At 41.9% G+C, this 25,876-nt stretch carries 30 protein-coding genes; 7 read left to right on the forward strand and 23 right to left on the reverse strand.

The genetic code is table 11. The features are described from left to right. Window positions 1–3: 3 nt before the first annotated feature. The 4 genes from ETB99_RS03075 to ETB99_RS03090 form a co-directional block, all read right to left on the reverse strand. On the reverse strand, window positions 4–1,653 hold the full coding sequence (locus tag ETB99_RS03075) for a sodium:solute symporter family protein (protein ID WP_171699881.1): 1,650 nt from the start codon (window positions 1,651–1,653) through the stop codon (window positions 4–6). A 26-nt stretch (window positions 1,654–1,679) separates the two neighbouring features. Next, window positions 1,680–1,982 carry a DUF4212 domain-containing protein gene (locus tag ETB99_RS03080; RefSeq protein ID WP_077427760.1) on the reverse strand — a complete coding sequence of 101 codons (303 nt, stop codon included), beginning with the start codon at window positions 1,980–1,982 and terminating at the stop codon, window positions 1,680–1,682. Continuing rightward, window positions 1,969–2,172, reverse strand: coding sequence for a hypothetical protein (locus ETB99_RS03085; protein WP_171699882.1), 204 nt, complete (start codon window positions 2,170–2,172; stop codon window positions 1,969–1,971). Before ETB99_RS03085 ends, ETB99_RS03080 begins: the two co-directional genes overlap by 14 nt. 191 nt (window positions 2,173–2,363) lie before the next feature. Beyond that, window positions 2,364–3,098 (reverse strand): MBL fold metallo-hydrolase, encoded by a 735-nt coding sequence (locus tag ETB99_RS03090; protein WP_171699883.1) that lies wholly within the window; start codon window positions 3,096–3,098, stop codon window positions 2,364–2,366. A 153-nt stretch (window positions 3,099–3,251) separates the two neighbouring features. On the opposite strand from ETB99_RS03090, the gene yhfH reads away from it, so the two are divergent. Further along, window positions 3,252–3,383 (forward strand): protein YhfH, encoded by a 132-nt coding sequence (gene yhfH / locus ETB99_RS03095; RefSeq protein ID WP_077427766.1) that lies wholly within the window; start codon window positions 3,252–3,254, stop codon window positions 3,381–3,383. 30 nt (window positions 3,384–3,413) lie between these two features. Here yhfH and ETB99_RS03100 read toward each other — a convergent pair whose 3' ends face one another. The 10 genes from ETB99_RS03100 to hemE all read right to left on the reverse strand — a co-directional run bounded on the left by ETB99_RS03100 (window position 3,414) and on the right by hemE (window position 15,981). Continuing rightward, window positions 3,414–5,099 carry a glycoside hydrolase family 13 protein gene (locus ETB99_RS03100; protein WP_171699884.1) on the reverse strand — a complete coding sequence of 562 codons (1,686 nt, stop codon included), beginning with the start codon at window positions 5,097–5,099 and terminating at the stop codon, window positions 3,414–3,416. Window positions 5,100–5,116: 17 nt separating this feature from the next. Further along, window positions 5,117–5,944 carry a carbohydrate ABC transporter permease gene (locus tag ETB99_RS03105; protein WP_171699885.1) on the reverse strand — a complete coding sequence of 276 codons (828 nt, stop codon included), beginning with the start codon at window positions 5,942–5,944 and terminating at the stop codon, window positions 5,117–5,119. Between the two features lie 11 nt (window positions 5,945–5,955). After that, entirely contained in the window at window positions 5,956–7,251 is a 1,296-nt protein-coding gene (locus tag ETB99_RS03110; RefSeq protein ID WP_171699886.1) for an ABC transporter permease subunit, read from the reverse strand. Window positions 7,252–7,320: 69 nt separating this feature from the next. Beyond that, window positions 7,321–8,628 (reverse strand): ABC transporter substrate-binding protein, encoded by a 1,308-nt coding sequence (locus ETB99_RS03115; protein WP_171699887.1) that lies wholly within the window; start codon window positions 8,626–8,628, stop codon window positions 7,321–7,323. A 35-nt stretch (window positions 8,629–8,663) separates the two neighbouring features. Then, complete coding sequence (locus tag ETB99_RS03120) at window positions 8,664–9,683, reverse strand: LacI family DNA-binding transcriptional regulator (protein ID WP_171699888.1); 1,020 nt, start codon at window positions 9,681–9,683, stop codon at window positions 8,664–8,666. A 136-nt stretch (window positions 9,684–9,819) separates the two neighbouring features. Continuing rightward, window positions 9,820–11,862, reverse strand: a complete 2,043-nt coding sequence (locus ETB99_RS03125; protein ID WP_171699889.1) for a YhgE/Pip domain-containing protein — start codon at window positions 11,860–11,862, stop codon at window positions 9,820–9,822. Window positions 11,863–11,894: 32 nt separating this feature from the next. After that, window positions 11,895–12,464: a TetR/AcrR family transcriptional regulator gene (locus tag ETB99_RS03130; RefSeq protein ID WP_171699890.1), complete on the reverse strand. Its 570-nt coding sequence runs from the start codon at window positions 12,462–12,464 to the stop codon at window positions 11,895–11,897. Between the two features lie 97 nt (window positions 12,465–12,561). Beyond that, complete coding sequence (gene hemY / locus ETB99_RS03135; RefSeq protein WP_171699891.1) at window positions 12,562–13,980, reverse strand: protoporphyrinogen oxidase; 1,419 nt, start codon at window positions 13,978–13,980, stop codon at window positions 12,562–12,564. Beyond that, window positions 13,977–14,924 (reverse strand): ferrochelatase, encoded by a 948-nt coding sequence (hemH, locus tag ETB99_RS03140; RefSeq protein ID WP_171699892.1) that lies wholly within the window; start codon window positions 14,922–14,924, stop codon window positions 13,977–13,979. Before hemH ends, hemY begins: the two co-directional genes overlap by 4 nt. Window positions 14,925–14,931: 7 nt before the next feature. Continuing rightward, a complete protein-coding gene (gene hemE, locus ETB99_RS03145) occupies window positions 14,932–15,981 on the reverse strand; it encodes a uroporphyrinogen decarboxylase (RefSeq protein ID WP_128999807.1) in 1,050 nt (349 codons plus the stop codon). 180 nt (window positions 15,982–16,161) lie between these two features. Here hemE and ETB99_RS03150 point away from each other — a divergent pair, with 180 nt between their 5' ends. Then, the gene (locus ETB99_RS03150; RefSeq protein WP_077427786.1) at window positions 16,162–16,668 is read left to right on the forward strand and encodes an antibiotic biosynthesis monooxygenase family protein; all 507 of its coding nucleotides are present in this window, start codon (window positions 16,162–16,164) and stop codon (window positions 16,666–16,668) included. 13 nt (window positions 16,669–16,681) lie between these two features. Here the strand turns inward: ETB99_RS03150 and ETB99_RS03155 are convergent, their stop codons facing one another. After that, window positions 16,682–17,050, reverse strand: a complete 369-nt coding sequence (locus ETB99_RS03155) for a rhodanese-like domain-containing protein (protein ID WP_077427788.1) — start codon at window positions 17,048–17,050, stop codon at window positions 16,682–16,684. A gap of 96 nt (window positions 17,051–17,146) precedes the next feature. Between ETB99_RS03155 and ETB99_RS03160 the strand changes: the two genes are divergently transcribed. Beyond that, window positions 17,147–18,322 carry a M20 family metallopeptidase gene (locus ETB99_RS03160; protein WP_275531839.1) on the forward strand — a complete coding sequence of 392 codons (1,176 nt, stop codon included), beginning with the start codon at window positions 17,147–17,149 and terminating at the stop codon, window positions 18,320–18,322. Between the two features lie 10 nt (window positions 18,323–18,332). Here ETB99_RS03160 and ETB99_RS03165 read toward each other — a convergent pair whose 3' ends face one another. After that, entirely contained in the window at window positions 18,333–19,517 is a 1,185-nt protein-coding gene (locus tag ETB99_RS03165) for an ABC transporter permease (RefSeq protein ID WP_171699893.1), read from the reverse strand. After that, window positions 19,510–20,256, reverse strand: coding sequence for an ABC transporter ATP-binding protein (locus ETB99_RS03170; protein ID WP_171699894.1), 747 nt, complete (start codon window positions 20,254–20,256; stop codon window positions 19,510–19,512). Before ETB99_RS03170 ends, ETB99_RS03165 begins: the two co-directional genes overlap by 8 nt. Window positions 20,257–20,658: 402 nt before the next feature. On the opposite strand from ETB99_RS03170, the gene ETB99_RS03175 reads away from it, so the two are divergent. Continuing rightward, window positions 20,659–21,078: an HIT family protein gene (locus ETB99_RS03175; RefSeq protein WP_077427794.1), complete on the forward strand. Its 420-nt coding sequence runs from the start codon at window positions 20,659–20,661 to the stop codon at window positions 21,076–21,078. Window positions 21,079–21,117: 39 nt separating this feature from the next. Here ETB99_RS03175 and ETB99_RS03180 read toward each other — a convergent pair whose 3' ends face one another. After that, window positions 21,118–21,951: a peptidylprolyl isomerase gene (locus ETB99_RS03180; protein ID WP_171699895.1), complete on the reverse strand. Its 834-nt coding sequence runs from the start codon at window positions 21,949–21,951 to the stop codon at window positions 21,118–21,120. Between the two features lie 165 nt (window positions 21,952–22,116). On the opposite strand from ETB99_RS03180, the gene ETB99_RS03185 reads away from it, so the two are divergent. Further along, window positions 22,117–22,209: a YjcZ family sporulation protein gene (locus ETB99_RS03185; protein ID WP_009362001.1), complete on the forward strand. Its 93-nt coding sequence runs from the start codon at window positions 22,117–22,119 to the stop codon at window positions 22,207–22,209. A 34-nt stretch (window positions 22,210–22,243) separates the two neighbouring features. On the opposite strand, the gene ETB99_RS03190 is transcribed toward ETB99_RS03185, so the two are convergent. Then, window positions 22,244–22,423 carry a hypothetical protein gene (locus ETB99_RS03190; protein ID WP_077427798.1) on the reverse strand — a complete coding sequence of 60 codons (180 nt, stop codon included), beginning with the start codon at window positions 22,421–22,423 and terminating at the stop codon, window positions 22,244–22,246. 136 nt (window positions 22,424–22,559) lie between these two features. Between ETB99_RS03190 and ETB99_RS03195 the strand changes: the two genes are divergently transcribed. Next, window positions 22,560–22,901, forward strand: a complete 342-nt coding sequence (locus ETB99_RS03195; protein ID WP_128999803.1) for a YhaI family protein — start codon at window positions 22,560–22,562, stop codon at window positions 22,899–22,901. Here the strand turns inward: ETB99_RS03195 and ETB99_RS03200 are convergent. After that, window positions 22,881–23,480: an HTH-type transcriptional regulator Hpr gene (locus ETB99_RS03200; RefSeq protein ID WP_171699896.1), complete on the reverse strand. Its 600-nt coding sequence runs from the start codon at window positions 23,478–23,480 to the stop codon at window positions 22,881–22,883. The genes ETB99_RS03195 and ETB99_RS03200 overlap by 21 nt on opposite strands. Before the next feature lie 134 nt (window positions 23,481–23,614). Here ETB99_RS03200 and yhzF point away from each other — a divergent pair, with 134 nt between their 5' ends. Continuing rightward, entirely contained in the window at window positions 23,615–23,797 is a 183-nt protein-coding gene (yhzF, locus tag ETB99_RS03205; RefSeq protein WP_077427804.1) for a membrane protein YhzF, read from the forward strand. A gap of 47 nt (window positions 23,798–23,844) precedes the next feature. Here the strand turns inward: yhzF and ETB99_RS03210 are convergent, their stop codons facing one another. The 3 genes from ETB99_RS03210 to ETB99_RS03220 all read right to left on the reverse strand — a co-directional run bounded on the left by ETB99_RS03210 (window position 23,845) and on the right by ETB99_RS03220 (window position 25,811). Further along, the gene (locus ETB99_RS03210; RefSeq protein ID WP_171699897.1) at window positions 23,845–24,366 is read right to left on the reverse strand and encodes a tryptophan transporter; all 522 of its coding nucleotides are present in this window, start codon (window positions 24,364–24,366) and stop codon (window positions 23,845–23,847) included. A gap of 98 nt (window positions 24,367–24,464) precedes the next feature. Further along, window positions 24,465–25,541, reverse strand: coding sequence for a 3-phosphoserine/phosphohydroxythreonine transaminase (gene serC / locus ETB99_RS03215; RefSeq protein WP_077427808.1), 1,077 nt, complete (start codon window positions 25,539–25,541; stop codon window positions 24,465–24,467). A 102-nt stretch (window positions 25,542–25,643) separates the two neighbouring features. Beyond that, window positions 25,644–25,811 carry a sporulation YhaL family protein gene (locus ETB99_RS03220; protein ID WP_035019753.1) on the reverse strand — a complete coding sequence of 56 codons (168 nt, stop codon included), beginning with the start codon at window positions 25,809–25,811 and terminating at the stop codon, window positions 25,644–25,646. Window positions 25,812–25,876 lie beyond the last annotated feature (65 nt).

The following is a 25,876-nucleotide window of genomic DNA, read 5'->3' on the forward strand; positions in this document are numbered from 1 at the left end:
ACATTATCTCATCCACACTTGACCGTCTTTGTATGTCATTTGCTCTGGATAACGAAGATCATACACTTCTTCTTGAACAGACTGTGAAGGTTCTTTCGTCATTAATGAAACAACGACATTCGCTAACATGGCCGCAACTGCTCCAAAAATTCCTGCCCCTGTATCAACAATTCCTGCAACTGAAAAGCCACCATACTTCGCTGCTAAAATGTAGCCTAGTGAAACGGCTAAACCGACAAGCATTCCTGCAATGGCACCAGCAGCGTTTGAACGTTTCCACCATACACCAAGGACAAGCGCCGGGAAGAACGTGCTTGCCGCAATGGCAAACGCCCATGCAACAATTTGTGTAATAACGCCCGGTGGATCTAATGCAACTAAACCTGCTAACACTGTCGCAGCAACAATTGAAATGCGCGCAACAAGTAACCGATTTTGCTCTGACGCATTCGGACGTAAAATACGATAGTAAATGTCATGGGCAAATGAAGACGAGATCGCAATCATTAGGCCGCCTGCTGTTGATAATGCTGCCGCCATCGCTCCAGCTGCGACTAAGCCGATAACAAACATGCCAAGATTTGCGATTTCTGGCGTCGCCATAACGACGATGTCGTTGCTAATGACCATCTCTTGCCATTGTAAAATACCGTCGCCATTTGCATCCGCAATTTGCAACTTCCCTGTGTTAATCCATTTTTCTGTCCATGCTGGCAATTCGCTAATCTTTTGACCGACGACATTTTTAATTAGGATGAAGCGTGAAAATGCGGCATACGCAGGCGCTGATAAGTAAAGCAACCCGATGAATAAAAGTGCCCATGCCCCTGACCAACGGGCTGCTTTCATCGTTGATACCGTATAGAAACGAACGATGACGTGCGGTAGACCCGCTGTTCCAGCCATTAATGTAAACATAAGAGCGAGAAACTGCCATTTGCTACCATTCAAAAATGGTTCTGCATACTGTGAAATGCCTAATTGCTGATCCAACTCTTGAAACTGACCGACAATTTTTCCGTAAGAAAGCCACGGAATCGGGTTTCCTGTCAATTGAAGCGACATGAAAACGACCGGAATTAAGTAAGCGATAATTAAAATGACGTATTGCGCTACTTGCGTCCATGTAATTCCTTTCATTCCGCCAAACGCCGCATAAAACGCAATTAATACAACACCGATCATCGTACCGACTTTTGCATCTACCTCAAGCAAACGTCCGATAACGACGCCCGAGCCGGATAGCTGACCGATCGAATAAACGAATGAAATAATGATCGTACAGAGCGCTGCAATTACGCGAGCCGTATGACTTTCAAAACGATCGCCGATAAACTCCGGTACCGTATAACGACCGTATTTGCGAAGTTGTGGGGCAAGTAAAAATGTCAATAATAAGTATCCACCTGTCCACCCCATAATGTATGCAAGACCGTCATAGCCTAACAACATAATCGTACCGGCCATACCGATAAAGGATGCCGCACTCATCCAGTCCGCCGCAATCGCCATACCGTTTGAAAATGGAGAAATACCGCGTCCTGCGACGTAGAAATCAGATGTTTCTTTCGCTTTATTGTAAATGGCAATCCCAATATATAACGCAAATGAAGCGATAATGATAGATAAAGACACGAGAAATTGTGTATCCATCGTGCTCCCCCTTCCCCTTTGTTCTCTTAATGATCAAGTGTTTTCCCTGCGCTTAATTGTTCGTTTTTCTCTTCGCTAATGCCGTACTTTTTATCAATGTTGTCACTTACTTTTGCGTTAATAAACAATAAGATGATAAACGTCGCAACGGCTCCTTGTGCTCCCATAAAGTAATGGAATGGGAAACCGTTAAACGTCATATTTTTAAATGACTCCGCGAACATAACGACGCCAAACGACACAATAAACCAAATAATCAAAAAAATAACAATTAACCACACACGCTCACGGAAGTACGCATCCGCCACTTTTTTGTCAATTTGTTTCAAACAAACACACCCCCAAGTTAAAAATAAATTTGACCGTTTCTAAAAATGGTGCTGGGAACGTTATGACTTCAAATAAAAAGTAAGCGAAGACTGACAAGAATGGAATGAGTAAAAAGAAAGGCTTTTGTTTACGAAAAGCAACGTACAAACTCGCAACTGTAATGGCTAAGATGAGGTAAAATGCAATCAAACAACTCCCCCCTATTTTGTAAGCGTTATCATTTTCTTTTAGCCCTCCCCACCTCCTAGTATGTACTGCTAAATTTTAAGAAAATTCTAACACAATCATATTATCTCCACTTTTCATTTCATCGTCAAGCATCTGTTCAAAAAATTTTCAAAATTTTTTATTCTGTATTATAACAAAAGGGTAGCCGATCGCTACCCCTCCCACGTCCATCTTGTTGTTGCTAGTTGTACATCGCCATGGAAAATCGTTTTTGCTTCGTCGACAAGTTGTTCAACGTTGCCGAAATGAGGTAAGTGCGTCAGTAGCAATGTTTTAACGCCAGCGTCGCGCGCGATCGTTGCCGCTTCCTCGCTCGTCATATGCCCTGCTTGTTTCGCATGTTGCCCGGCATAAAAGTTGCATTCGCAAATCAGTACGTCCGCATGTTTTGCAAAAGGAACAAACTCAGGCAAATAGCTTGAATCAGCAGTATACACGACCGTCTTTTCTCCTGCACAAATGCGCATCGCATAACAAACAGCTGGATGTTCTGTCGGCATAAACGTAATCGTAAACGGACCGATATGAAGCTCATCGTTCGGATCGTACGCGACCGCTTTTGTCACCCCTTTATGCGCAAGGCGTGCAAATCCATCACGATCGAGGGAATGACCGTAAATCGGTAACTCCGGCAAATCCACACCTAAATTTTTCTTAATAAGTCGAGCATATTGAAGCGGACCGATGTCTGCTACGTGATCATGATGGTAATGCGATACGATCACTGCATCAATTTGTTCAATGTCAATGACGTTTTGGAGCTGGGCTAACGCTCCGCTTCCGCAGTCAACTAACAGATGAAACCCGTCATGTTCAACTAAATAACATGACGTTGCTTCATTTTTTTTCGGAAATGCTCCCCAATAGCCGATCACTGTCACTTTCATATGTATTCACCTTCCTTGCAAAAATGTGTACAACTAAACGATACCAAATTTCTGAACAAATTTCACATACGCAAATGTTATAAAACAACTATTGACAAATATATATCTGTTATAATACAATAAAGTCAACAAAAGCGAAGGGGATGGGGAGTTATGTTAGAAAAAATGTCTGAATTTTATAAAAAGCTGCCACCGAAAACATGTTGCGAGTGCGGCGAAGAAATGGAAGAACAACATGAATGTTACGGCAACGTTTGCGTGCAATGTTTAAACGTTTCTTGTTAAAGTAAAAAGCAGCCACGTTTGGCTGCTTTTTTACTTTAATTTATAAACGCGTGCTTCATACGGTTTTAGCACGATCGTGTCAATCGATTCGTTTTCATCGACCGCATAGTTGCTAATGAGCAGTTGTTTTTCCGTAAACGTGATGTGGGACGGCAGCGTAAATGTTGGCTGCTCGCTGCTAAAGTTTGTGATGACAAGCAGCTGCTCATCGTTCAACTTGCGTACGTACGCATAAATTTGTTCATCATCTTCAAGCAACAGTTCATATGATCCGTATACGATAATTGGATGCTCTTTTCGGAGACGAATGAGTTTTTTATAATAATGGAACACCGAGTTTTCATCTTTCAACGCTTGTTCGACGTTAATGTCGCGATAATTCGGATTTACATTAATCCACGGAGTGCCTGTCGTAAAGCCTGCATGTTCTGTCGCATCCCATTGCATCGGTGTGCGCGCATTATCGCGACCGCGGTAATGAATCGCCTTTAATATTTTGTCTGGATCATACCCTTTGTTTACTACAACATCGTTCCATAAGTTAATCGTTTCCACGTCACGATAATATTCAATGGACGGGAAAGAAACGTTCGTCATACCGATTTCTTGTCCTTGATAAATGTATGGCGTTCCTTGCATCATATGTAGCCATGTCGCTAACATTTTTGCGCTTTCTACACGATACGTTTTGTCGTCACCAAAACGCGAAACAGAACGCGGTTGATCGTGATTTTCTAAATAAAGAGAGTTCCAACCTTTCCCGTGCAGTTCAACTTGCCATTTGCTCATAATTTTTTTCAAATCGGTTAATTTCCACGGTTGAATGTCCCACTTGCCGAGATGGCTACCCGGTTTCGAATCGACGTCCATATGCTCAAATTGAAACAACATATTCATTACGCCATCTTGCTCGTTCGTAAACCGAATGGCATCGTCTGTTGTGACCATTGGTGTTTCGCCGACTGTCATAATGTCGTATTTGCTTAATACTTTTTCTTTCATTTCACGCAAATAGTCCATTAATTTCGGACCGTTCACAAAATATTGACCGCCCCATTGATAACGATCGTTTGGATTTGTCACCGGCGCATCTGGCAAACCTTCTACTTTTGATAATAAGTTGATAACATCCATCCGGAATCCGTCAATGCCACGATCTAACCACCATGTCATCATGTTGAAAATTTCTTCGCGCACCTTTTCGTTTTCCCAGTTTAAATCTGGTTGTTTTTTCGAAAATAAATGTAAGTAATATTCCCCTGTCGCTTCATCATATTGCCAAGCTGAACCGCTGAAAAACGATTGCCAATTGTTCGGCTCTTTTCCGTCTTTCCCTGGTCGCCAAATGTAATAGTCGCGATACGGATTGTCTTTTGACTTGCGCGATTCAATAAACCAATGATGTTCATCTGACGTATGGTTGACGACTAAATCCATCACTAATTTCATGCCGCGTGCATGCATTTCGTGAAGCAGTTCGTCCCAGTCAGCGAGCGTACCAAACTCGTCCATAATGTCTTGATAGTCGCTAATGTCATAGCCGTTATCGTCGTTTGGCGACTTATATACAGGCGATAACCAAACGACATCGACGCCAAGCTCTTGTAAATAATCTAATTTTTCGATGATGCCGCGCAAATCGCCAATTCCGTCCCCATTTGAATCTTTAAAACTGCGCGGATAAATTTGATATACAACTGCTTCTTTCCACCACATGTTTATTCCTCTCCCCTCTATTCTTTTACAGAACCAGATGTTAAACCTGATACGATGCGACGTTGGAATAATAATACCATAATAACGAGCGGAATCGTAACGATAACTGTTGCAGCTGAAATTTCGCCCCATGGAATCGTATATTGCCCTTGGAACATTGCGATCCCAACCGGTACCGTTTTATAATTTTCTGCTGTGTTAATTGTTAACGCGAATAAAAATTCGTTCCATGCCGCAATAAACACGAGAATGGACGTTGTGAAAATGCCTGGTACAGCTAACGGCAAAATGACTTTAAAATACGTCTGCAACGGTGTTGCGCCGTCCATTTTCGCCGCTTCTTCTAAATCAAACGGAATTTTACGGAAAAACGTCACTAATAGCCAAATCGAAAGCGGCAACGCAAACGTCGTATATGGAATAATTAATCCTAAATAACTATTCGTTAGCCCAAACTTTTTCACAAACATGTAAATCGGTGAAATCGTCGCAATTTGTGGAAACATCGACACCGATAACACGATGCCAAGAATGACCGATTTTCCTTTGAAATCTAGGCGCGCAATCGCATACGCGGCAAACGCGGCAACAAACACAGTGTACACCGTTGTAATTGTCGCGATCACCGTACTGTTCCATAAATATTTTAAAAACGGATAATTGACAAAAACGGAAACGTAACTTTTTAACGTCGGATGGCTCGTAAACCAATTAAACGCTTCTTCTCCAAATAGTTCACTCAATGGCTTAATCGAACTTAATAAAATCCACAAAAATGGAAACATGACTAAAAAAACAAAAATAAATAAAAACACGTAAAACAATGGCCCGGCTTTCTTTTGCATCGTCGCACCTCCTATTTTCGATCAGAAATGAGGTCAGCACCTAAAATCTTAATGTAAATCGTCGAAATAATCGCTACGCAAATAAAGACGATTACCGCTAACGCTGAACCGCCACCGAAGTTTGTTTGTGAGAACATGACTTTATATGCTAAAATCGAAATCGTTTCTGTCGAGTTCGCTGGTCCGCCGCCTGTCAATACGAAAATTAAGTCAAATACACGAAACGCATCAAGCGTACGGAACAAGAGTGCAACAAGAATGCTTGACTTTAAAAGAGGTAGCGTAATTTTGACGAACTGTTGCCACTTTGTCGCTCCGTCAATCGATGCCGCCTCGTATAGTGAGCTTGGGATCGTCTGCAAACCTGCTAGCAGCAATAATGCCATGTATGGAGTCGTTTTCCACACGTCAGCGAAAATGACGGCAAACATTGCTCCTGTTCCTGTCGTGAGTAGCTCACTCATATCATTAATAATTCCGATATCCGCGAAGTATTTTGCAACAATTCCGTTTTGTCCATCATATAAAAATTTCCACATTAACGCGGATACGGCTGTCGGAATTGCCCACGGAATTAAAATCGTTGCTCTGACAAGTCCGCGTCCAAAAAACGCTTTATTAATCAACAGCGCGATCGCTAAACCGAGCACTAATTCAATGGATACAGAAATAACCGTAAATACAGTTGTATTCCAAAGCGCTTTCCATAAACGGGAGTCGCTCAAATAGTTTTTGTAATGTGCTAAACCGACAAAGTTCGGTTCAATAACCGCCCCGCTTAATCCGTTTGCAAGCCCTGTTAATTTGTCCCCTTGTTTTAATTGTCCGTTTTCGTTTAATGTCTTTAATGTTTGTTTAGCATCTTGCATCGTTTCCATTAAATCTTTTGCCGCTTGTTCATCGATTGGGACAATTTTTATTTCTTCACTCGGTACTTCAAAATTATTTAAAATTTCATCTACTTGTTCATATCGTTTTGCTACTTCTTTATCCGCGCGAATTTCCTCATCGACTTGTTGCAATTTTTCTTGCAACGATTCCAGCTGTTCTTTTTCCGCACCCGTTGCTTGGGCTATCTCTTGCTTTAATGCGCTCATTAAAAATGGATAATTTTCTAAATATCGCTCTAAGTTTAAGCTGTAATCAAGATGGAGAGAGGACTTCGCTGGGTTGTTGAGACGATAGTCAAATAAACTGAAATAAAATGACTGAATGACTGGCCAAATGGCGACAGCTAAAATAAGCAAAAGCGACGGAGCAACAAGAATATACGCTAAACGGCGCTCCGATTTTTTTTCGTTTTTCACTCGTTGTTCCCCCTTTATGCAAAGGATTTAGCCTTCAGCGCTCAAAAGAGGCTGAAGGCTAACGTGTCATTACTGCATAACAGCTTTAATTTCTTTTTCCATGTTCGCAACTGCTTCTTCAACTGTAATTTGTCCTGCAATCGCTTTTGATACGTTAATTTGAATAATTTCAGACACTTCTGGATAGTTCGGTACAACTGGACGTGGTACCGCTGCGTTTAATCCGTTAACAAATCCTTCTTCTGCGAAGAATGGATTCGCTTTTAACACTTCTTCATCTTTAAATAGTTCTGGAAGCGTTGGTGCTAAACCGCCGTAAATCGCAGAAATTTTTTGACCTTCTGGACCAGTCATAAATTTCACAAATTCCCAAGCTGCTTCTTTATTTTTCGAATATGCGTTAATTGCTGTCATCCATCCACCTAATGCAGCAGCTGACCCTTTATCACCAGCAGGAAGTGGCGCAACGCCGACTTTGTCAACGATTTTTGATTGTTCTGGATCGTTTGCTAACGCGTATTGATATGGCCAGTTGCGAATAAATGGAGATTGACCTTCAATAAACGCTGTATGAGATTCTGGTTCTGTAAATGTTGTAATGTTGCTTGGCACAACGTCAGATGTTGCAATCTCAACCATTTTCTTTAATCCTTTAATTGTTTCAGGGCTATTGACAACAACATTATTGTTTTCGTCTACAATTTTTCCACCGTATGCCGCAATAAATTCAATCGCGTTACATACTAACCCTTCATATTGTTTCGCCTGCATTAAGTAGCCGAATTGTGTACCACCTTGCCCTTTAAACTCACGTGCAGCTGTCAACAACTCATCCCAAGTTTTTGGTACTTTCTCCTCTGGTACGATATCTTTACGATAAAATAATAGTCCTGTGTCAATAAATTTCGGCATCGCCCATTGTTTTCCGTCGAAGTTTCCAGCTGCGAGTGCACCTTGGTTATATGCATTTAAATCAATGCCGTCTTTTTCGATGAAACGATCAAGCGGAAGAACGTATCCAGCTTGTGCAAACTCTGCTGGCCAAATAACGTCCAAATCCATGACGTCAATTTCAGACGATTTAGCGTTTAACATAGTGACGTATGCATCGTGCTGAGCCCCTGTGTCTGAAGGCATTTCGCGGAACTCTACTTTAATGTTTGGATATTTTGCTTCAAACGCTTTGACAATTTCTTCAGTTGCTTTTGTCGCATCTTTACCACGAGCATAAACGATTTTTACAACTTCTTCCGATTTTTTTGTATCATCGTTTTTGTCCGTTGTTTCTTTCGTCCCTGTGTCTTGACCGCTAGAGCATGCTGTCAATCCGAGCGTAAGTGCTAGCAATGCAGAAGAAAATTTCGTTACCTTCTTCATGAAAAATCCCCCTTATATTTAAATTGGAATGTATGTCAAGCTTCACGTTGATGAAGCTTGCTACCAAGCGTTGATGCGCGCACAATAAGCTGAAGTGGAAACTCGTAAATTTCCTTTGTTTCATATTTTTTTGTTTGAATTTTTTCAACGATCACATCCACTGCTTTTTGCGCCATTTGTTTCACCGGTTGATGCACCGTCGTAATTGTCGGATTCGTTAACTCTGTAATAGCTTGATTATCGAAACCGACGACTGCTAAGTCTTCAGGGATACGATAGCCGCATTTCACCGCTTCCGATATAATGCCAGCGGCCACTTCATCGCTTCCAGTAAATACGGCGGTCGGCCGCTCTGAAAGCGCCATCATTTTTTGGAATACACGCTTCCCGTCTGCGATATGAAACGCATCGCGAAAAGCATACTGCTCATGAAATGAAACTTTATACTCCGCCAGCGCTTTTTTAAAACCGATTTCCCGCGATTTTGCGACATTGCTTCGATAGCCACCAGAACAATAGGCGATTTTCGTATGACCTTGTTCGAGTAAATGTTTCGTTGCTATGTATCCCCCATATACTTGATCGAGCCGAACAGTTGGAACGTTTGCACAGTCATCAAACTCGTTACAAAGAACAATCGGCCCGTACTGTAAAAAGGGCTTTAGCTTTTTCCATTCATTTTGAATGGAAGCTAAAATGACTCCGTCGACTTGTTTTGTTTTTAATAAATTCATATAGTTTAATTCTTTTTCCGGCGAATAGCGCGTTTGACAAATAATGAGCTGATAGCCATGCTCCGCTGCCGCCATTTCTGTCGCTTCTACAAGTTCGCTGAAAAAAGGATTTGTAATGCGCGGAATAAATAGCGCTAAAATGCTCGTTTTTTGATTCCGCAAACTTCTCGCCGATGAATTAGGCACATATCCTAATTTCTCCATCGCTTCAAGCACGAGCTTTCGTTTCTCTTCTGACACGTACGGGTGATTGTTTATGACGCGCGAAATCGTCGTCCGTGAAAGCCCTGTTAGCTTGGCGACATCTTCAATCGTCGCCATCCTCCCATTCCCCCTTGCTTCAATCGAAAAGAAACGAATGAAATCGTTTTCATATCCATATTATACGCACATCATCTTGTATATGCAAGTTAATTTTTTAAAAATTTTTTCATAGAAAAAAAGCTTCTGAAGCCTATTACGCTTCAGAAGCTTGCTCAACGATCGTTGTAAATTGGCGACGATGTTGGATCGTAAAATACGTCATCGTTCCCGCCATCATAACGACGATAAACATAAGTAATTTGCCGACGTTTTCCCACATAAACGCAAAATCACCGCTTGAAATGACCGCTTTAAATCCGAAAACAGAATATGTCATCGGCAGCCATGCGTTAAAATGTTGCAATGCACGTGGAATTAACTCAAGCGGGAACGTACCTGCGCTTGTCGTTAATTGTAAAATTAAGATGACAATTCCGATAAATCGTCCTGGATCTCCAAAAACTGTCACGAGAAATTGAATGACTGATAAAAAGGTAATGCTTGTCACCACGCTAAACAAAAGGAACAACGGAACGCTTTTCACCTGTAAATCAAGCCCGAAAAGCAATACGCTGTCCGCAAGAAGCGCTTGTAACACCCCCACGCCAATGAGTACACCAAACTTCGCAAAAAACCATTGAAATGGTGAACGTGGCACTCCAGCCGGTTCGCGAAGTGGAAAAACGATCGAAAGTAAAAGCGCACCAACAAACAATCCTAACGACAAGAAATATGGTGTAAACCCTGTTCCGTAGTTTGGCACTTCATTGATTTTTTTATCTTTTACTTTCACCGGTTCGGCAAACATGTTATATACGTCTTCGTTTGCTTTGACGTTGCTTGCTTTTTCAGCACCTTCTTTCAATTTATCTGCTAGTTCTCCTGAGCCGTCCACAAGTTGATTCATTCCAGCTTGCAATGTTTCGGTTCCGTTTGTTAGTTCATTCATTCCGTTCGCTAATTGTTGTGCACCATCCGCTAACCGATGTGCACCATCTTGCAGTTGATTCATCCCCCCGACAAGTTGCTGTTGTCCAGCAAGCAGTTCGTTTACGCCGCTATCGAGAGCCACATGCCCCTCATGTAGTTGCTTTGCCCCTTCGCTTAAAGACGTCGCACCTACTTGTAACGCTTTAGCTCCATCGTTTAACTGTACAACGCCTGTTTCTACTTGTTTGCTCCCTAGTGATAATTGCTCAACATGTTGTTTTAATTGCTCGTATACCGCTTTTTGTACTGGATCTGACGCTTGCGCAACAAGCGTATTAAGTTGCGAAACGAGTTGCTCTAACCCGCTTGTCACTTGCGTGGCACCCGTTTGAACTTGCGTAGCTCCTTGTTGCCACTCGGCAAGCGATGTAACTAGTTGTTCCGTCCCACCACTTAATTGCTCTGAGCCTTGTAAAAGTAGTGGCATGCGAGCATCGAGCGCTTTCATTCCTTCCAGTAGATCACGTGCACCAGAGACAAGCTCCGAAGTTCCTTCTTCTGCTTGTTTAGTGCCCTCAAGCAACTGCTTCTGTCCATCAACGATGCGCGTCATCCCATCATATAGCCTGTTCGTTCCGTCTTTCGCCTCCACCAGTCCATCATGCAATTTGTTTGCCCCATCGCTCGCTTTTGTTAATCCGTCCGCCAACGTTTTTACGTTTTCAAACATGTTTTCGGCGTACGTTTCGGTTAATGTTTTTGCTACCTCTGTTTTAATTCTTTCTACTGCTGTTCCACCGATTTGGGCAGATAAAAAGTTAAACCCTTCATTTGGCTTGTAAATAAGTTGAAGCTTTTTCGGGTGATCATCTTGTAACGTCGTTGCGTTTTTAGAAAAATCTTCAGGAATTTCAATCAGCATATAATACCGTTGCTCTTTTAATCCTTTTTCCCCTTCACTTTGGCTTACAAAATGCCAATCAAACTGTTTCTTTTCTTTTAGCTTGTCGACGAGATCATCACCAATATGGAGCTCTTCTCCTTCAAATGTCGCGCCTTTGTCATTATTAACAACAGCGACAGGCAAATCGTCTAAATGATCATACGGATCCCAAAACGCCCATAAAAACATACCACTATATAAAAGCGGAATAAATAAAACAGCGATAATCGGAATAAGCACTTTCCGATTGGACGTGACCGCTTTTATTTCTTTTATAAACAATTTGCTCAACCCCCTTTTTAAAATATTGACCAATTTGTTCATTTAGTCATTTTACGCAAAAAAGAGAAGGATCATCATCGAGATAATCCTTTTAATAAATACGAATCAAACAGTTCGGCAATTTTTTGTTGCGACAACGGCTCATGCTCTTTTTCCCAATCAACATGTAACGCGATATACATCTTGAACATTAAAAACGCCGTTAGCTCTGCATCGCACAAACGAATTTCCCCTTTTGCCATCGCCTCTTCAATTTTCTCACGAATAAAAGCAATCATTTCGCGATCGAGCCGATTCATCACATCGCGCACAGCTGGTGTACCGATATCGCGCACTTCTTGTAACAGCTTAATCGTCAACTCATGTTCTTTGCGAAACGTAAAAATACGTTGCAAAGCACGTTGCACGTTTTCGTTAAACGATAAGCGTTGATCGATTGCCGCGTCTGCCTCATGCTTAATTTCAGAAATGATCGAAGAAACGATGTCTTCAAGCAGCTCTTCTTTACTTTTAAAAAACGTGTAAATCGTCCCTTTTCCGACATTCGCCATTTTCGCTACTTGGTCCATCGTCGTTGCTTTATAGCCAAAAAGCGAAAATGACTTCGCTGCCGCTTCAATAATTTGTTTTCTTTTATCTGACATAGGCGTTCATCCTTTATTTTGACTAAATGAACATTTTGGTCATTTTGTTTTATATCGTAACACATATGATCTGTAGTTGCAAGAAAAAAGGTGCCTTTTATAGCGACACCTTTTCTTTCGTATAAGCTAAATAATGCAATACTTTTTTAACTGCCTCTTCCCCTTGATCGATGCAATCCGGGAGCCCAAGCCCTTCATACGAACTTCCTGCCAAAAAGATGCCTGGAAGATGTTGTTGCATATGTTGTTTCACCCGTTCCATCCGTTCACGATGACCGACCGTATATTGCGGCATCGATTGTTTCCAACGTGTCACAATCGAAAACATCGGATTCATCGTAATGTTCATCACTTTATTTAAATCGTCCATCACGACTTGAACGATATCTTCGTCTGTTTGATCAACAATCGCCTCATCCCCAGGACGTCCGACATAACAACGCAACAAAACATAACCTTCTGGTGTCGTATGTGGCCATTTTTTATGCGTCCACGTACATGCGGTAATCGTATAATCGCTATCGCGCGAAACAACAAATCCCGTTCCATTCATATCCTTCGCGACCGCTTCTTTCGGAAACGCTAATGCGACCGTTGCAACAGACGTCGATGGCATCGTTTCAAAAGAAGAAAACGTTGTTTCATTCGGAAAAAGCGATGGCAATGATTGATGCGGAACAGCGACTACAACGCTATCCGCTTCTTTTTTCTCCCCGTTGCTTAACGTTAACACATATCGTTCCTCAACCTTCTCAATCCGCTCAACACGGACTCCTTTATGCACCGTTCCTTTTTCCAACCTTTGCTCAATCGCATCGACAAGCGAAGCCAACCCCGTTTTTAACGTTTGAAAAATGCCTTTGTCGCTTTTTTGTTTCGTTTTTTGTTTCGGCATCGACCGCTTCATGCCGAGCACGAGACTTCCGTGTTTTTGCTCTAAGTGGAAATATTGAGGAAACGTTGCCATTAAGCTAAGTTGGTCAATATCGCCTGCATAAATGCCTGATAATAAAGGTTCAATGAGGCGATCCACCACTTCATTTCCGAGACGACGGCGGAAAAATTGCCCGAGCGATACGTCCCCCTTCGTTTTTAACGGTGGCAAAACAAAGTCAGCTGCAGCTCGCAACTTTCCAAATGGCGAAAACAGTCGCGTTACAACAAACGGTGCAAGCTTCGTCGGAATGCCCATCACCGCTCCGCCTGGAATCGGATGAAGCGTTCGATTAACGAGAATGTACGATTGACCTGCCGTATTATGCACGAGCTCTTTCTCAAGCCCGACTTCGTGAATGAGGCGTGAGGCGCTCATTTTTCGTGCCAAAAAAGAATCCGGTCCGCGCTCAATGACAAAACCATCGCGATACACCGTTTGCACTTTTCCGCCAAGTCGATGACTCGCTTCAATTAATTCACACGAAATGGGCAACTGTTTTTCGCGCGCTTCTTTTTGCAAGTAATACGCTGCCGCAAGTCCCGTCATCCCACCGCCAATAATGACGACTTTCTTTTTCATGACACTTCCCCTTCTTTTCGCAAATGGTTTAACACAACAGTTGCAAGGGCGTCAATAAACTGCGGATGGGCGTTTGGCATCGGCGGGCGATAGTAACTGACGCCAAGTTCATCTGTTACTTGTTTACATTCAATGTCGTTATCGTACAACACTTCTAAATGATCGGACACAAATCCTGCTGGAACGTATACGAATGCCTCGTACCCTTTTTCTTCATATAGTTGTCGCGTTAAATCTTGCACATCAGGACCTAGCCAAGGCTCTGGCGTATTGCCTGCACTTTGCCAACCAATGACGTATTCCGAAACACCTGCTTCTTTCGCAATGAAATCGGCTGTTTCTTGTAGTTGTTTTGGATACGGATCTCCCATTGCAATAATTTTTTCAGGCAAGCTGTGGGCGGAAACGATCAACACCGCTTTTTCCCGCTCTCGTTCAAACATCGAAGCATACGTTTCTTTTACTCGTTCTGCCCAATATTGAATAAATTTCGGTTCAGTATACCAACTTTCCACACACGTCAACTTCGGTCCACCTAAACGGGCCGCTTCTTCTTTTGCTCGTTCGTTATATGATTTGACACTAAATGTCGAAAAATGCGGCGCTAATACGATCGAAACCGCTTCTTCTATTCCGTCTTCATGCATTTGCCGAACGGCATCTTCAACGAACGGCTCAATATGCTTTAATCCTAAATACATGCGAAATTCAATCTCATCTTGTACTTCATTAAGTCGCTCGGCAAGTTTTTCCGCCTGTTGTTTTGTAATAGCTGCAAGCGGTGAGATGCCTCCGATCGCTTCGTAACGCTCGCGAAGATCCGCTAGCATCTCTTCCGACGGTTTGCGACCATGACGAATGTGCGTGTAATATCGCTCTAAATCCTCTTCTTTATACGGCGTGCCGTACGCCATGACAAGCAATCCCATTACTTTTTTTGACATCGTTTATTCATCCTTTTCTTTTTGCTGAATAATCGTGGATAAACGCTGTAAGTCGTTTTAACGTTTCTGGCTTGATTTGTGGGAAAATGCCATGCCCTAAGTTAAATACGTACCCACCTTCATGCGCCATGCCTTCATCTAAAATTTGTTTGACGCGCGCTTCGATAACTTCCCATGGGGCAAGCAATACGGCTGGATCTAAATTGCCTTGTAACGCTTTTGTCAGCCCCATCTCGCGCGCTTCACGAATCGATAAGCGCCAATCTAAACCGACGACATCAAGCGGCAAATCGTGCCATTCTTTCGCTAAATGGCTTGCGCCAACCCCAAACATAATAAGCGGAACATGTTCGTCACGAAGCGCGGTAAAAATACGCTCCATCGTCGGTTTAATAAATTGACGATAATCAGAAACATTGACTGCACCAACCCAAGAATCGAAAATTTGAATGGCGCTTGCCCCGGCACGAATTTGCGCTTTCACGTAACGAATTGTCATATCCGCTAGCTTATCCATAAGGGCAAACCATGCTTTCGGTTCCGCATACATAAACGCTTTCGTTTTATTATAGTTTTTCGAAGGGCCACCTTCAATCATATAGCTCGCTAATGTAAACGGCGCACCAGCAAAACCGATGAGCGGAACAGTCAGTTGCTCTTTCGTCAATAGGCGAATCGTTTCAAGCACGTATGGCACGTCGTTTTCTGGATCAATTTCACCGAGACGTTCGACATCGGCAAGCGAACGAATCGGATTGTCGATAACTGGTCCGATACCCGCTTTAATATCGACATCGACACCGATCGATGGAAGCGGTGACATAATATCTTTATATAAGATGGCCGCATCGACGTTATATTGTTCAACAGGCAAACGCGTCACATAGGCGCATAGCTCTGGTTGGTGTGTAATTTCAAAAAGCGAATATTTTTCTTTCAACGCGCGGTATTCCGGTTGCGAACGCCCTGCTTGTCTCATATACCAAACAGGAACGTATTCCGTCGCTTCTCCGCGACAGGCACGTAAAAATGTATCGTTTTTAATCATCATGTCCATCCTTTCATGTTATGTAATCGCTTATATTATAGTGTAGCGAAATTGTTTATTTGTTTCCACTAACACAACTATACCGATTTTTTCACCGTCTGGGTAGTAATAATGTGCAACGTTCATGAAATCGCCAAGAAGAAAAGAAAGTGGTAAAATATGAGCAAGAAAAGGAAGGGGATGATATCGGTGTACGTATTTATGACAAATGGAACAATCGACTACTTAAAACGATTACGCGATCAGCATCCAAATGAGCGCATGTTGCTCGCATGTAATGAGGACAATGGTATGCTCATTCATGAGACAGAAGGAAACTCTTTATTTCATGAGCCTCGTCCATATGAAGTGCTAGATGCTGTTGGATTGCTCGGAGGGGAGTTTATCGTTTGTAATAACATTCCTGTCACAGATGAAGGTAGACCACTATTTGAACATCGCTTCAATCAGCGAGCGCGTTTAATTGAAAAAGAACCTGGCTTTGTCGCTATTCGCGTGTTACGTCCGTTAAAAAGCGATACATATGTCATTATGACGATGTGGGAAAATGAAAGTGCCTTTCGTCGTTGGCAACAGTCCAAAGCTTACGAAAAAGCGCACCAAAAACGTGGCACAGAAAAAGGAATCGATCAACAACGGTCCATTTTTCCGCGTCCATCCTATGTGACAACATATGCAGTTGTAAAAGAAGGCTGACACATCGTCAGCCTTATCCATTCCAAGCGTTCATGCCGCCGCGCACGTTCACGACGCGCTTAAATCCATTTTTCGCTAATATTTTTGTCGCTTGATTGCTACGCATACCACTTTGACAAATCACAATCGTCTCTTTCTCGCGATCGAGCTCATGTAGTTGATCAGCCAACTGATGAAGCGGGATATTTTTAAATTGACGAATGTTGCGCGCACGATATTCCGCAGGTGTGCGTACATCAATAAATTGGCGGTCTTTCGTTTGTTTTAATTTTTCTTTTAACTCATCTGGTGTAATATGCTCCACACCTTTTGTCGGCAACATTTTTGCCGCAACAAAATAAATAAGCAAAATGATGAGAACGACATTAATCCATGTACCCATATATGTCCCTCCTAAATACGTATATGGGTATATTAATCCGTTTTCGATCATTTGTCAACGATGGTATAATGGAAAAAAACAGAAGGAGCGGTTCACGTGAAAACATTACTATTTGCTAAGCTTCGTGAATATTACGACGAAATGGTTACGATTCGCCGTTATTTGCATCAACATCCCGAACTATCGTTTCAAGAGTATAAAACAGCCGCATATATTGCCAATTACTATAAACAACTTGGCATTCCTGTGCGAACAAATATTGGAGGAAACGGGATCGTCGCAACTATTCATGGCCAACAAGGCGGAAAAACAGTAGCGCTTCGGGCGGATTTTGACGCCCTTCCGATTCAAGATGAAAAAGATGTACCATATAAATCAACCGTTCCAGGTGTCATGCACGCATGTGGGCACGATGGGCATACGGCCACGCTTCTCGTTCTTGCCAAAGCGCTATATGAATTACGTGAACATTGGAGAGGTACGATTGTTTGCATCCATCAACATGCAGAGGAATACGCACCAGGCGGGGCAAAGGCGATGATTGAAGACGGCTGTTTAGAAGGAGTAGATGCCATTTTCGGCACACATATATGGGCGACAGCGCCAACAGGTGTCATTCAATATCGGACAGGACCGATTATGGCAGCGGCAGACCGATTCCAAGTCGTCATCCGAGGTTCTGGCGGTCACGGAGCAGAGCCGCACAAAACAAAAGATGCAATCGTTACCGCCTCGCAACTCGTACTACATTTGCAGCAAATCGTTAGCCGTCGCGTCAATCCGCTTGAACCTGCTGTCGTCTCTATCGGCTCTTTCGTTTCTGACAACGCATTTAACGTCATCGCCGATCGCGCCACATTAATCGGAACAGTGCGAACATTTTCTGAGCAGGTACGTGACGATATTGAACGAGAAATTGAGCAAATTGTTAAAGGTACATGCATCGCCAACGGTTGTACGTATGAATACACGTACACCCGCGGTTATCCGCCTGTTGTGAACCATGAAGAAGAAACGAAATTTCTCGCCTCTATCGCCCATGAAATAGATGAAGTCACCGACGTCGTCGAAATTCCTCCGCATATGGGCGGAGAAGATTTCGCCTATTATTTACAACGTGTAAAAGGAACGTTTTTCTTTACAGGGGCAAAAGCCGAAACAACAACAATCGCTTATCCGCATCATCATCCGAAATTTGACTTTGATGAACGCGCGATGCTTATTGCGGCGAAAACACTCGGTCTTGCAGCCATTCAATATACGGAAAAGTAAAAGAAGCGGTTCAAGCCGCTTCCCGTTTTTTTCTCATATAAACAATAATCGTACCGTAGCATATGAAAACAATAAAAAACGTCGATAACATAGTGAAAACGCCATGAGCGATATATGCAACCATACCAAAAATAAACGCTTGATTCACCCCAATAGTCAATAACACACTCATAAACGATCGATGCGCCTCAACAGACGAGATCGGATAAAGGGAGAGAAGCGGATGCCCGCGATGGTGCAAGCGAAGCGAAAGCAATTGTACCGCTGTTGCATACGAACATAAAAGAGCAAACCACTCCACACCGCGAGGCAATGTAAAAATAAAGACGCTACCGATCGCAGTCAAGCGAACGAACAAACCGAAATAATCGCCCGCACGGAAAAATGTACGTACATACAAATACGTATACGGGCGCATATGCAAACGAGCGAGCAAACGGAAAAGGAAACGAAGTGACGTCCGTTTTTTTACCGTATGTTTCATGTGAGGAACATCAACAAATGCATGCGCAATCCGATAAAACGCTTGCATTCGTCGCCGTTCATCAGCAAGCAATTGCTCCCATTGAAGCCCGCTTTTGCGTCCTTTTTGCTCCACATATCGCGCAAGGATAACCATAAACAGCAAAGGGACAAACATCCACACATATTGTTGGAGAAATAAAAAATAAAAAAACGTTGCATTCGTTAAAAAGCGAACAAACGTATGAAAATGATCTCGCCCAATTCTTGCCTCCTCTTGCCATTGAACGAACATATTCCATCCTGTTAAAAACACAATCGCCATCAAGACGATAAACAACGGCTGCGATGAAAATTGAAAATGCAAAGGCAAAAGGACGACAAATACAATAAACGAAACGTACAAATGCAGAAAGAAGCTGTACACCGCAGCACGCCAAAAATACGGACGAAGCCGTCGCTCGATCGGAAGAAAAAATACCGCATCTGCTTCTTTAACAAACGTCCGCACTCCACCTTGCGTCACCGCAAAAGCGAGCAAAAGCGAAGCAACAACAGCATAAGGAAAAGACACCAGTTCATCAACTGCTCGCTTATAAAATACCGCACTTGCCCCAATGCCGATAAATAAGACAAGCAACAAATGATCGTTGAACATATAACGACCGTACCGTCTCACCTCGGCGAGATGAGCAATCATCCGCTTTTTCCATAACTGTTGTCCATCAATCATCGTTCGTCTCTTCCTTCGTTAATTCGATATATATATCATCAAGTGTGGCATGAGGCATATGTAACTGCTCTTGAAGCATTGGCAATGATCCGCTTGCTTTCACTTGCCCATCATGTAAAATGATAAACGAATCACAATATCGCTCGGCTGTCGCTAAAATGTGCGTCGACAACAGCACACCCGCTCCCTCCTTTTTTCTTTCCTCAATAAGCTGAAGTAGCGCTTGAATGGCGAGCGGATCTAATCCAACAAATGGTTCATCAATAATATAAAGCGGCACATCGACTAAAAAAGCGCACATAATCATTACTTTTTGTTTCATTCCTTTTGAAAAAAATGCAGGAAACGAACTTAACTTTTTCTCAAGGCGAAACGCCTTCAACAACTGTGGCACGCGCTGTTCGTATGCTCGATCCGTCACACCATACGCCATGGCGGTGAGACGTAAATGTTCTTCAAGCGTCAATTCTTCGTATAGCGCAGGCATTTCCGGAATGTATGTAAATTGTGTGCGATATGCTTGTGGATCATCTTGAAACGTCATACCATTTATTGTAATTGTTCCTTTACGCGGTTGCATCAATCCGATAATATGTTTAATTGTCGTGCTTTTTCCTGCTCCATTTAACCCGATCAGCGCGACAACTTCCCCTTTTTGCACGGTAAACGATACGTCATCTAAAATATTTTGGTTCGTATAGCCACCGAATATATGCTGAACTTGTAATAGTGCCATCATCGCTTTCCTTTCTTCCGTCATTATTTTTTATTTTAACAAATGAATAATAAAAAGAAAAACGGGTTATGATAAGTAGCGAAGAGGGACAAACAAGTAGCAAGTCGCAGTGAGCAACAAAGCAAGTTCAAGAACATGATGAAATGAGGTGTCTACGGGCCGCACATTAGCTAGCCTGTAACAACGAAAACACTCCCTTGAAAAGGGGATGGTCATCTTGAACAATGTCGCACTCACAAACGCGTAACTGATTCTACTCGTAAATGAGGTGTTCCCAAAAGACACGTAATCATGAAGATCCCTCTTCAATGGGCAGGATGCGATACGCATCCTGCTCTTTCCGTTTTTCGAAACGACGATCGTGTGGTAAAATAAAGACAAAATGGAAAGAAAGGTGGCATCAACATGAGCGACTGTATTTTTTGTAAAATTATAAACGGAGACATTCCTGCCGCAAAAGTATTTGAAAATGAACATGTCATCGCCTTTTTAGACATTAGTCAAGTGACAAAGGGGCATACGCTCGTTGTACCGAAAATACATAAAGAAAACATTTACGAGCTAACACCTGAACTTGCGCAACGTGTATTTGAAGTTGTTCCTACAATCGCCAACGCGATTCGTGAACAGTTTTCCCCAGAAGGCATCAATATTTTAAACAACAACGGAGAAATTGCAGGCCAAACCGTTTTCCATTATCATATGCATATCATTCCGCGGTACGGTAAAGGAGACGGATTTGGAGCTGTGTGGAAATCCAATCAAAGCAACTATACGTTTGATGAGTTACAGCACATCGCTGCACAAATCAAACAAGCTTTATGAAAAGAAGGTGTCCCGCGCGGACACCTTCTTTCGTCATTATTACTCGCTTTTTAATGCGTCTTTTAACGATTTGTCTTTAATGTCGACATTTGCTTCTTTCATCAGCTCATCAAGCTTCGATTGTACTTTCGATGTATCGAGCTTGCTTTTTTTCACTTCGAATTCAATTTCTTCTTTCATTTCATCAAATGACTTTTTCTTTTCTTTATCCGTTACTTTAATGATATGGTAGCCAAATTGTGTTTTCACTGGATCACTAATTTCACCGACTTTTAACGCATACGCTGCCTTTTCAAACTCTTCCACCATTTTCCCAGGTCCAAACCAGCCTAAATCGCCGCCATTTTGTGCTGAACCTGTATCTTTTGAATATTCTTTTGCCAATTCCGCAAAGTCTTCACCTTTTTCTAACTTTGCTTTAATGTCTTTTGCTGTTTTTTCATCGTCGACTAAAATGTGACTTGCTTTCACTTTCGGCTTATATTCATTGTAGTATTTTTTCAATTCTTCATCGGTTACTTTCATGTCTTCCATCGCTGCTTTTTGGCGCAACAAATCAAGCTTTACCATATCGCGAATCGCTTCTTCGCCATTTTGTTGCACCGCTAAATCATATTGAACACCATACATTTCTTTTAAATTTTCGATTTCCTTATTTAGCTCTTCGTCCGTTACTTTAAACTTTTTACTTAACACTTTCTCATGTACGAGATCGCGTAACACGTCTTTGCCGTAACGTTCTTTCATTTCGTTGTACAATTCTTCTTTTGTAATGTTGCCTTCCTTCGTTTCGACAACAACATCCGATCCGTTATTGCAAGCCGAAAGCGCAAGCATCGCTGCCGCCGACATGGCAACTGTCCATTTTTTCATGTTCTCACAACTCCTATCTTTAAATATACACAAAACATACTATACCATATTTTTTCCGAAAGCTAAAATAAAGCAAAGCTGCGCCCATACCTTTTTGCTCCTTTTGACATACAATACATTGTCAAAGCGTCGCAACGCCTTCATATACGAAAGGAGGTGTCGTCTATGGGTGCAGGAGTAGGATATGCAAACGGATTTGCGTTAATCGTTGTGTTGTTTATTTTATTAATTATCGTTGGTGCCGCTTGGTTATACTAAATGAAAGAAGCTGACAGGGACACTGTCAGCTTTTTTACGTAAACAACACTCCGATGTAGGAAGAAATAAGTAAAATGGTAATAAGGACATTAATGGTACGAAATACTTTTGGTTGTTTCTCTTCTGGAATTTCTTTTTGAATACAAAGCGTATTTGTTAGCTGATTAATGATAAAAAGAATAACTGTCGCAAGGGGTATAAAATAAAGCGCCAAACGAGTCCCCTCCTGTTTTTATGTATTTACTCCCCTACTTTACAACGATTTTTTCGATAAATCAATAATAGCATTTCATTTATGCAACAAATCCTGTAAAATAATACACACAAGTAGAGAAAAGGAGTTTCGAAAGATGAGCATTGAACATCGCATTGAAAAATTAGAATATTATTGTTCGCTCATGCTAGACATGATCTCACCAGAAAAAAAGCCTTTTTATGCGCTCGTCATCCGCTATGGCTTAACGAAAAAAGAAGTCGAAGACACGCTGCGACTGTGCGAACAATTAACTGAACAATATAAACAACAAAAAGAGGAAGGATTCGTGATTTTCACCTCGCTCTTTACTGAATTTGCGAGTGCGCTTCATCCGAACCTTCCCCTTGCTGAGACGATTGATGCGTTAAAACAACAACAGCTATTCGTTCCGCTTATGACAGAGTTTCAACGTTTATTACATACGCTCAACAAATGAAGCGACTTCTTCTTTTGGCTCATCTTTCTTTTTCAACTTCCCGTTCTCTTCCACGAAATCCTGTTCAATATTTTGAAAAGAACGCTCAAAAATTTCCATAAAATCGTCCCCGTACACATTTCGGATCACACACATCATTTCTAACATTTCTGGAAATTTACCGTACAATTCATACAACGGCTGAATGCCTTGAAGCACAGACGTCCGTTTCGGATCGTACGACTCCATTAATTTTAATAAAACTTCTTCTCCTTTTTCCGTCAGTTCAATGTACGTATTTCGTTTGTCGTCTTCTTTTTTCGAAAACGACAACAATCCCCGCTCCTCTAATTTTTTCGAAAAGTTAAATGCGGTCGATACGTGCATAACACCAAACTTTGCAATTTCAGAAATGGAAGCCCCTTTCAAATGGTAGGCAATCCACAAAATATGATGCTCGTTAATGTTTAAATCAAACGGTTTGATCCATTGTTGCCAATCTTTTTCGATCGACTTCCATAGCGCTTTACTTAATTGGGCAACTCTTTGACTAAATAACATCGCCTCTTTGACAGAATAATGTCGTTCCGTGCTTTTCATCTCTCCACCCACTTTTTCGTATTTCCTTTGTTTTATCTTTTATTATGCCAGTAAAACAATAAATAATAAAGTATTAAATATTAGAATTTTTTAATAAATTTTAATATACACTTTTTGAACTAGGAGGAACAAGCATGGTCATCGCGACGGCGACAATTGGTCTCATCTTTTTGTATTTCACGATTGCTACGTTTTCTATATTGAATAAAGCGTGCATGTATCCCCCGAAAAAAGTATTAAAGCAACGCATAAGCGTATTCGGAACCCTCGCCCTTTTTTTTATCGCCCTCACTCTTTTACTCGTTCGTATGCAGTAAGAATGATATAAGGAAAACCCGACCAGAAACGATCGGGTTCTTTTTTATTACTGTTGTGAAACGGTATATGTTCGTCTCATAAGCGACTGAACGATCGGATAAATGACGATCATCGCAATCGTATTGACAAACGCCGTTGGAATGACGACAGCAACGAATAGACCACCAAACGTCGCTCCCCCTGGTAAGCCAACGATGGCTAATGCGACAGCTAAAAACGTCGCCCCAGAAATGAATGTGCCGACAGCAGTAAGCAATGCCGCCTTTACTGGCGTCGCTTTCGCCTTTAGTAACGTAAACAAGCCGAAAAAGATCGCAGCCGTCACCACTTTATCAACGATGTTCGGGATAAACCCTCCTGGGAAACTTGTCGTTACTCCAGAAATGATCCCTGTGGCAATAGCTAGTAAACTGACAGCCGTTTTGTTCGGAAAAAGCATAATGCCTAAAAACATCATCGTCAACATCATATCCGGCTTCATTCCGAAGAAAAAGCCTGGAATGACCGTGTGAAGCACAGCACCGATCCCAACAAAAAGCGATAACAACACTAACGTTCTCGTATTCATTTCTCATCTCTCCTCATCTCATTCTTTTCTCTTCTCAGCTTGTAAGCAACTTTAACAATATTATAGCACTTTAAAGTGTCGAGGTAAAATAAAAATTTTCAAAAAATATTTTTTCGGAATGTTTCCATAAACTGCACCAGCGCCTCGCACGCTTCTATATCAACAGCGTTATAAATAGATGCCCGGCATCCACCGACAGATCGATGACCAGCTAATCCAATGAATCCTCTTTCTTTTGCTTCCGATAAAAACTTCTTTGTAAGCTCCTCATTCGGCAACGTAAATGTGACATTCATATGCGAGCGGCTTTCTTTTTTTGCATGCCCTTTGTAAAAACCTTCACTTTCATCAATACAACGGTACAATATCGCAGCTTTTTCCGCATTTTTCTTTTCAATCGCTTGAACACCACCTTGTTCCTCTACCCATTCAAGAACGAGCGATAACATATAAATCGCAAACGTTGGTGGCGTGTTATATAACGAACGGCTTTCGCTATATGTGCGATAGTTTAACATTGTCGGCAAATGATCGTCTCCTTTTGCGAGCAAATCTTTCCGAATGATGACAACCGTCACGCCTGAAGGACCTAAATTTTTCTGCGCCCCCGCATAAATAAGAGCAAAACGACTCACATCAATATTGCGGCTTAAAATATCGCTCGACATATCCGCAATTAAATCGACAGCTACATTAGGAAATTCACGCCATTGTGTCCCTGCAATCGTGTTGTTTGATGTAATGTGCAAATACGCAGCGCGTTCAGACAATTCGATATTCGTCGGAATATATGTATATTGTTCTTCTTTCGACGAAGCTGCCACGTGCGTTGTCCCTACTTTTTTCGCTTCTTTCATCGCTTTATCCGACCATGAGTCCGTCAGTACATAGTTTCCAACTTCCCCTTCTTTTAACAAGTTCATCGGCACCATCGAAAATTGTAAACTAGCTCCTCCTTGTAAAAAAAGCACATCATGCGTATCAGGAATGTTCATCAGTTTGCGCAACAACGTTTCTGCGCGCTCATGCACAGCATCATATTCTTTGCTTCGATGGCTTAACTCCATAATAGACATACCTGTTTGTTGAAAGTTGAGCAACTCTTTTTGCGCTCGCTCTAACACAGCAAGCGGCAAAGCAGATGGTCCTGCGTTAAAATTGTACGCTCGCTTCACGCCTTTCTCCCCCTCATATATGTAATAATATATATCCTAACATGAAACATAAAAAAATGAAGAAAAATTTTTATGAATTTTTTAAAAAATAAAAGACCTTGTTTATTCCAAGGCCTTCTGACGTTGCTCGCGCGCTTGCCGAATGCGCTCCATATACACTTCTCCTTCTTTTTCTAACAACTTTTCATCTATTTTCTTTTCTTCTCTTGCTGTGCGGATGGCCATATATCCGCTAATGATAATGCCTGCAAGAAGCAATGTAATAAGCATGTGCATCCTCCTTTAAGCTTGTCTTACTTTACACATATGCAAACAACTAGAAAAATAGACGTATA

It is taken from the genome of Anoxybacillus sp. CHMUD, assembly GCF_013096965.1.
Taxonomy (GTDB): domain Bacteria; phylum Bacillota; class Bacilli; order Bacillales; family Anoxybacillaceae; genus Anoxybacillus; species Anoxybacillus kestanbolensis_A.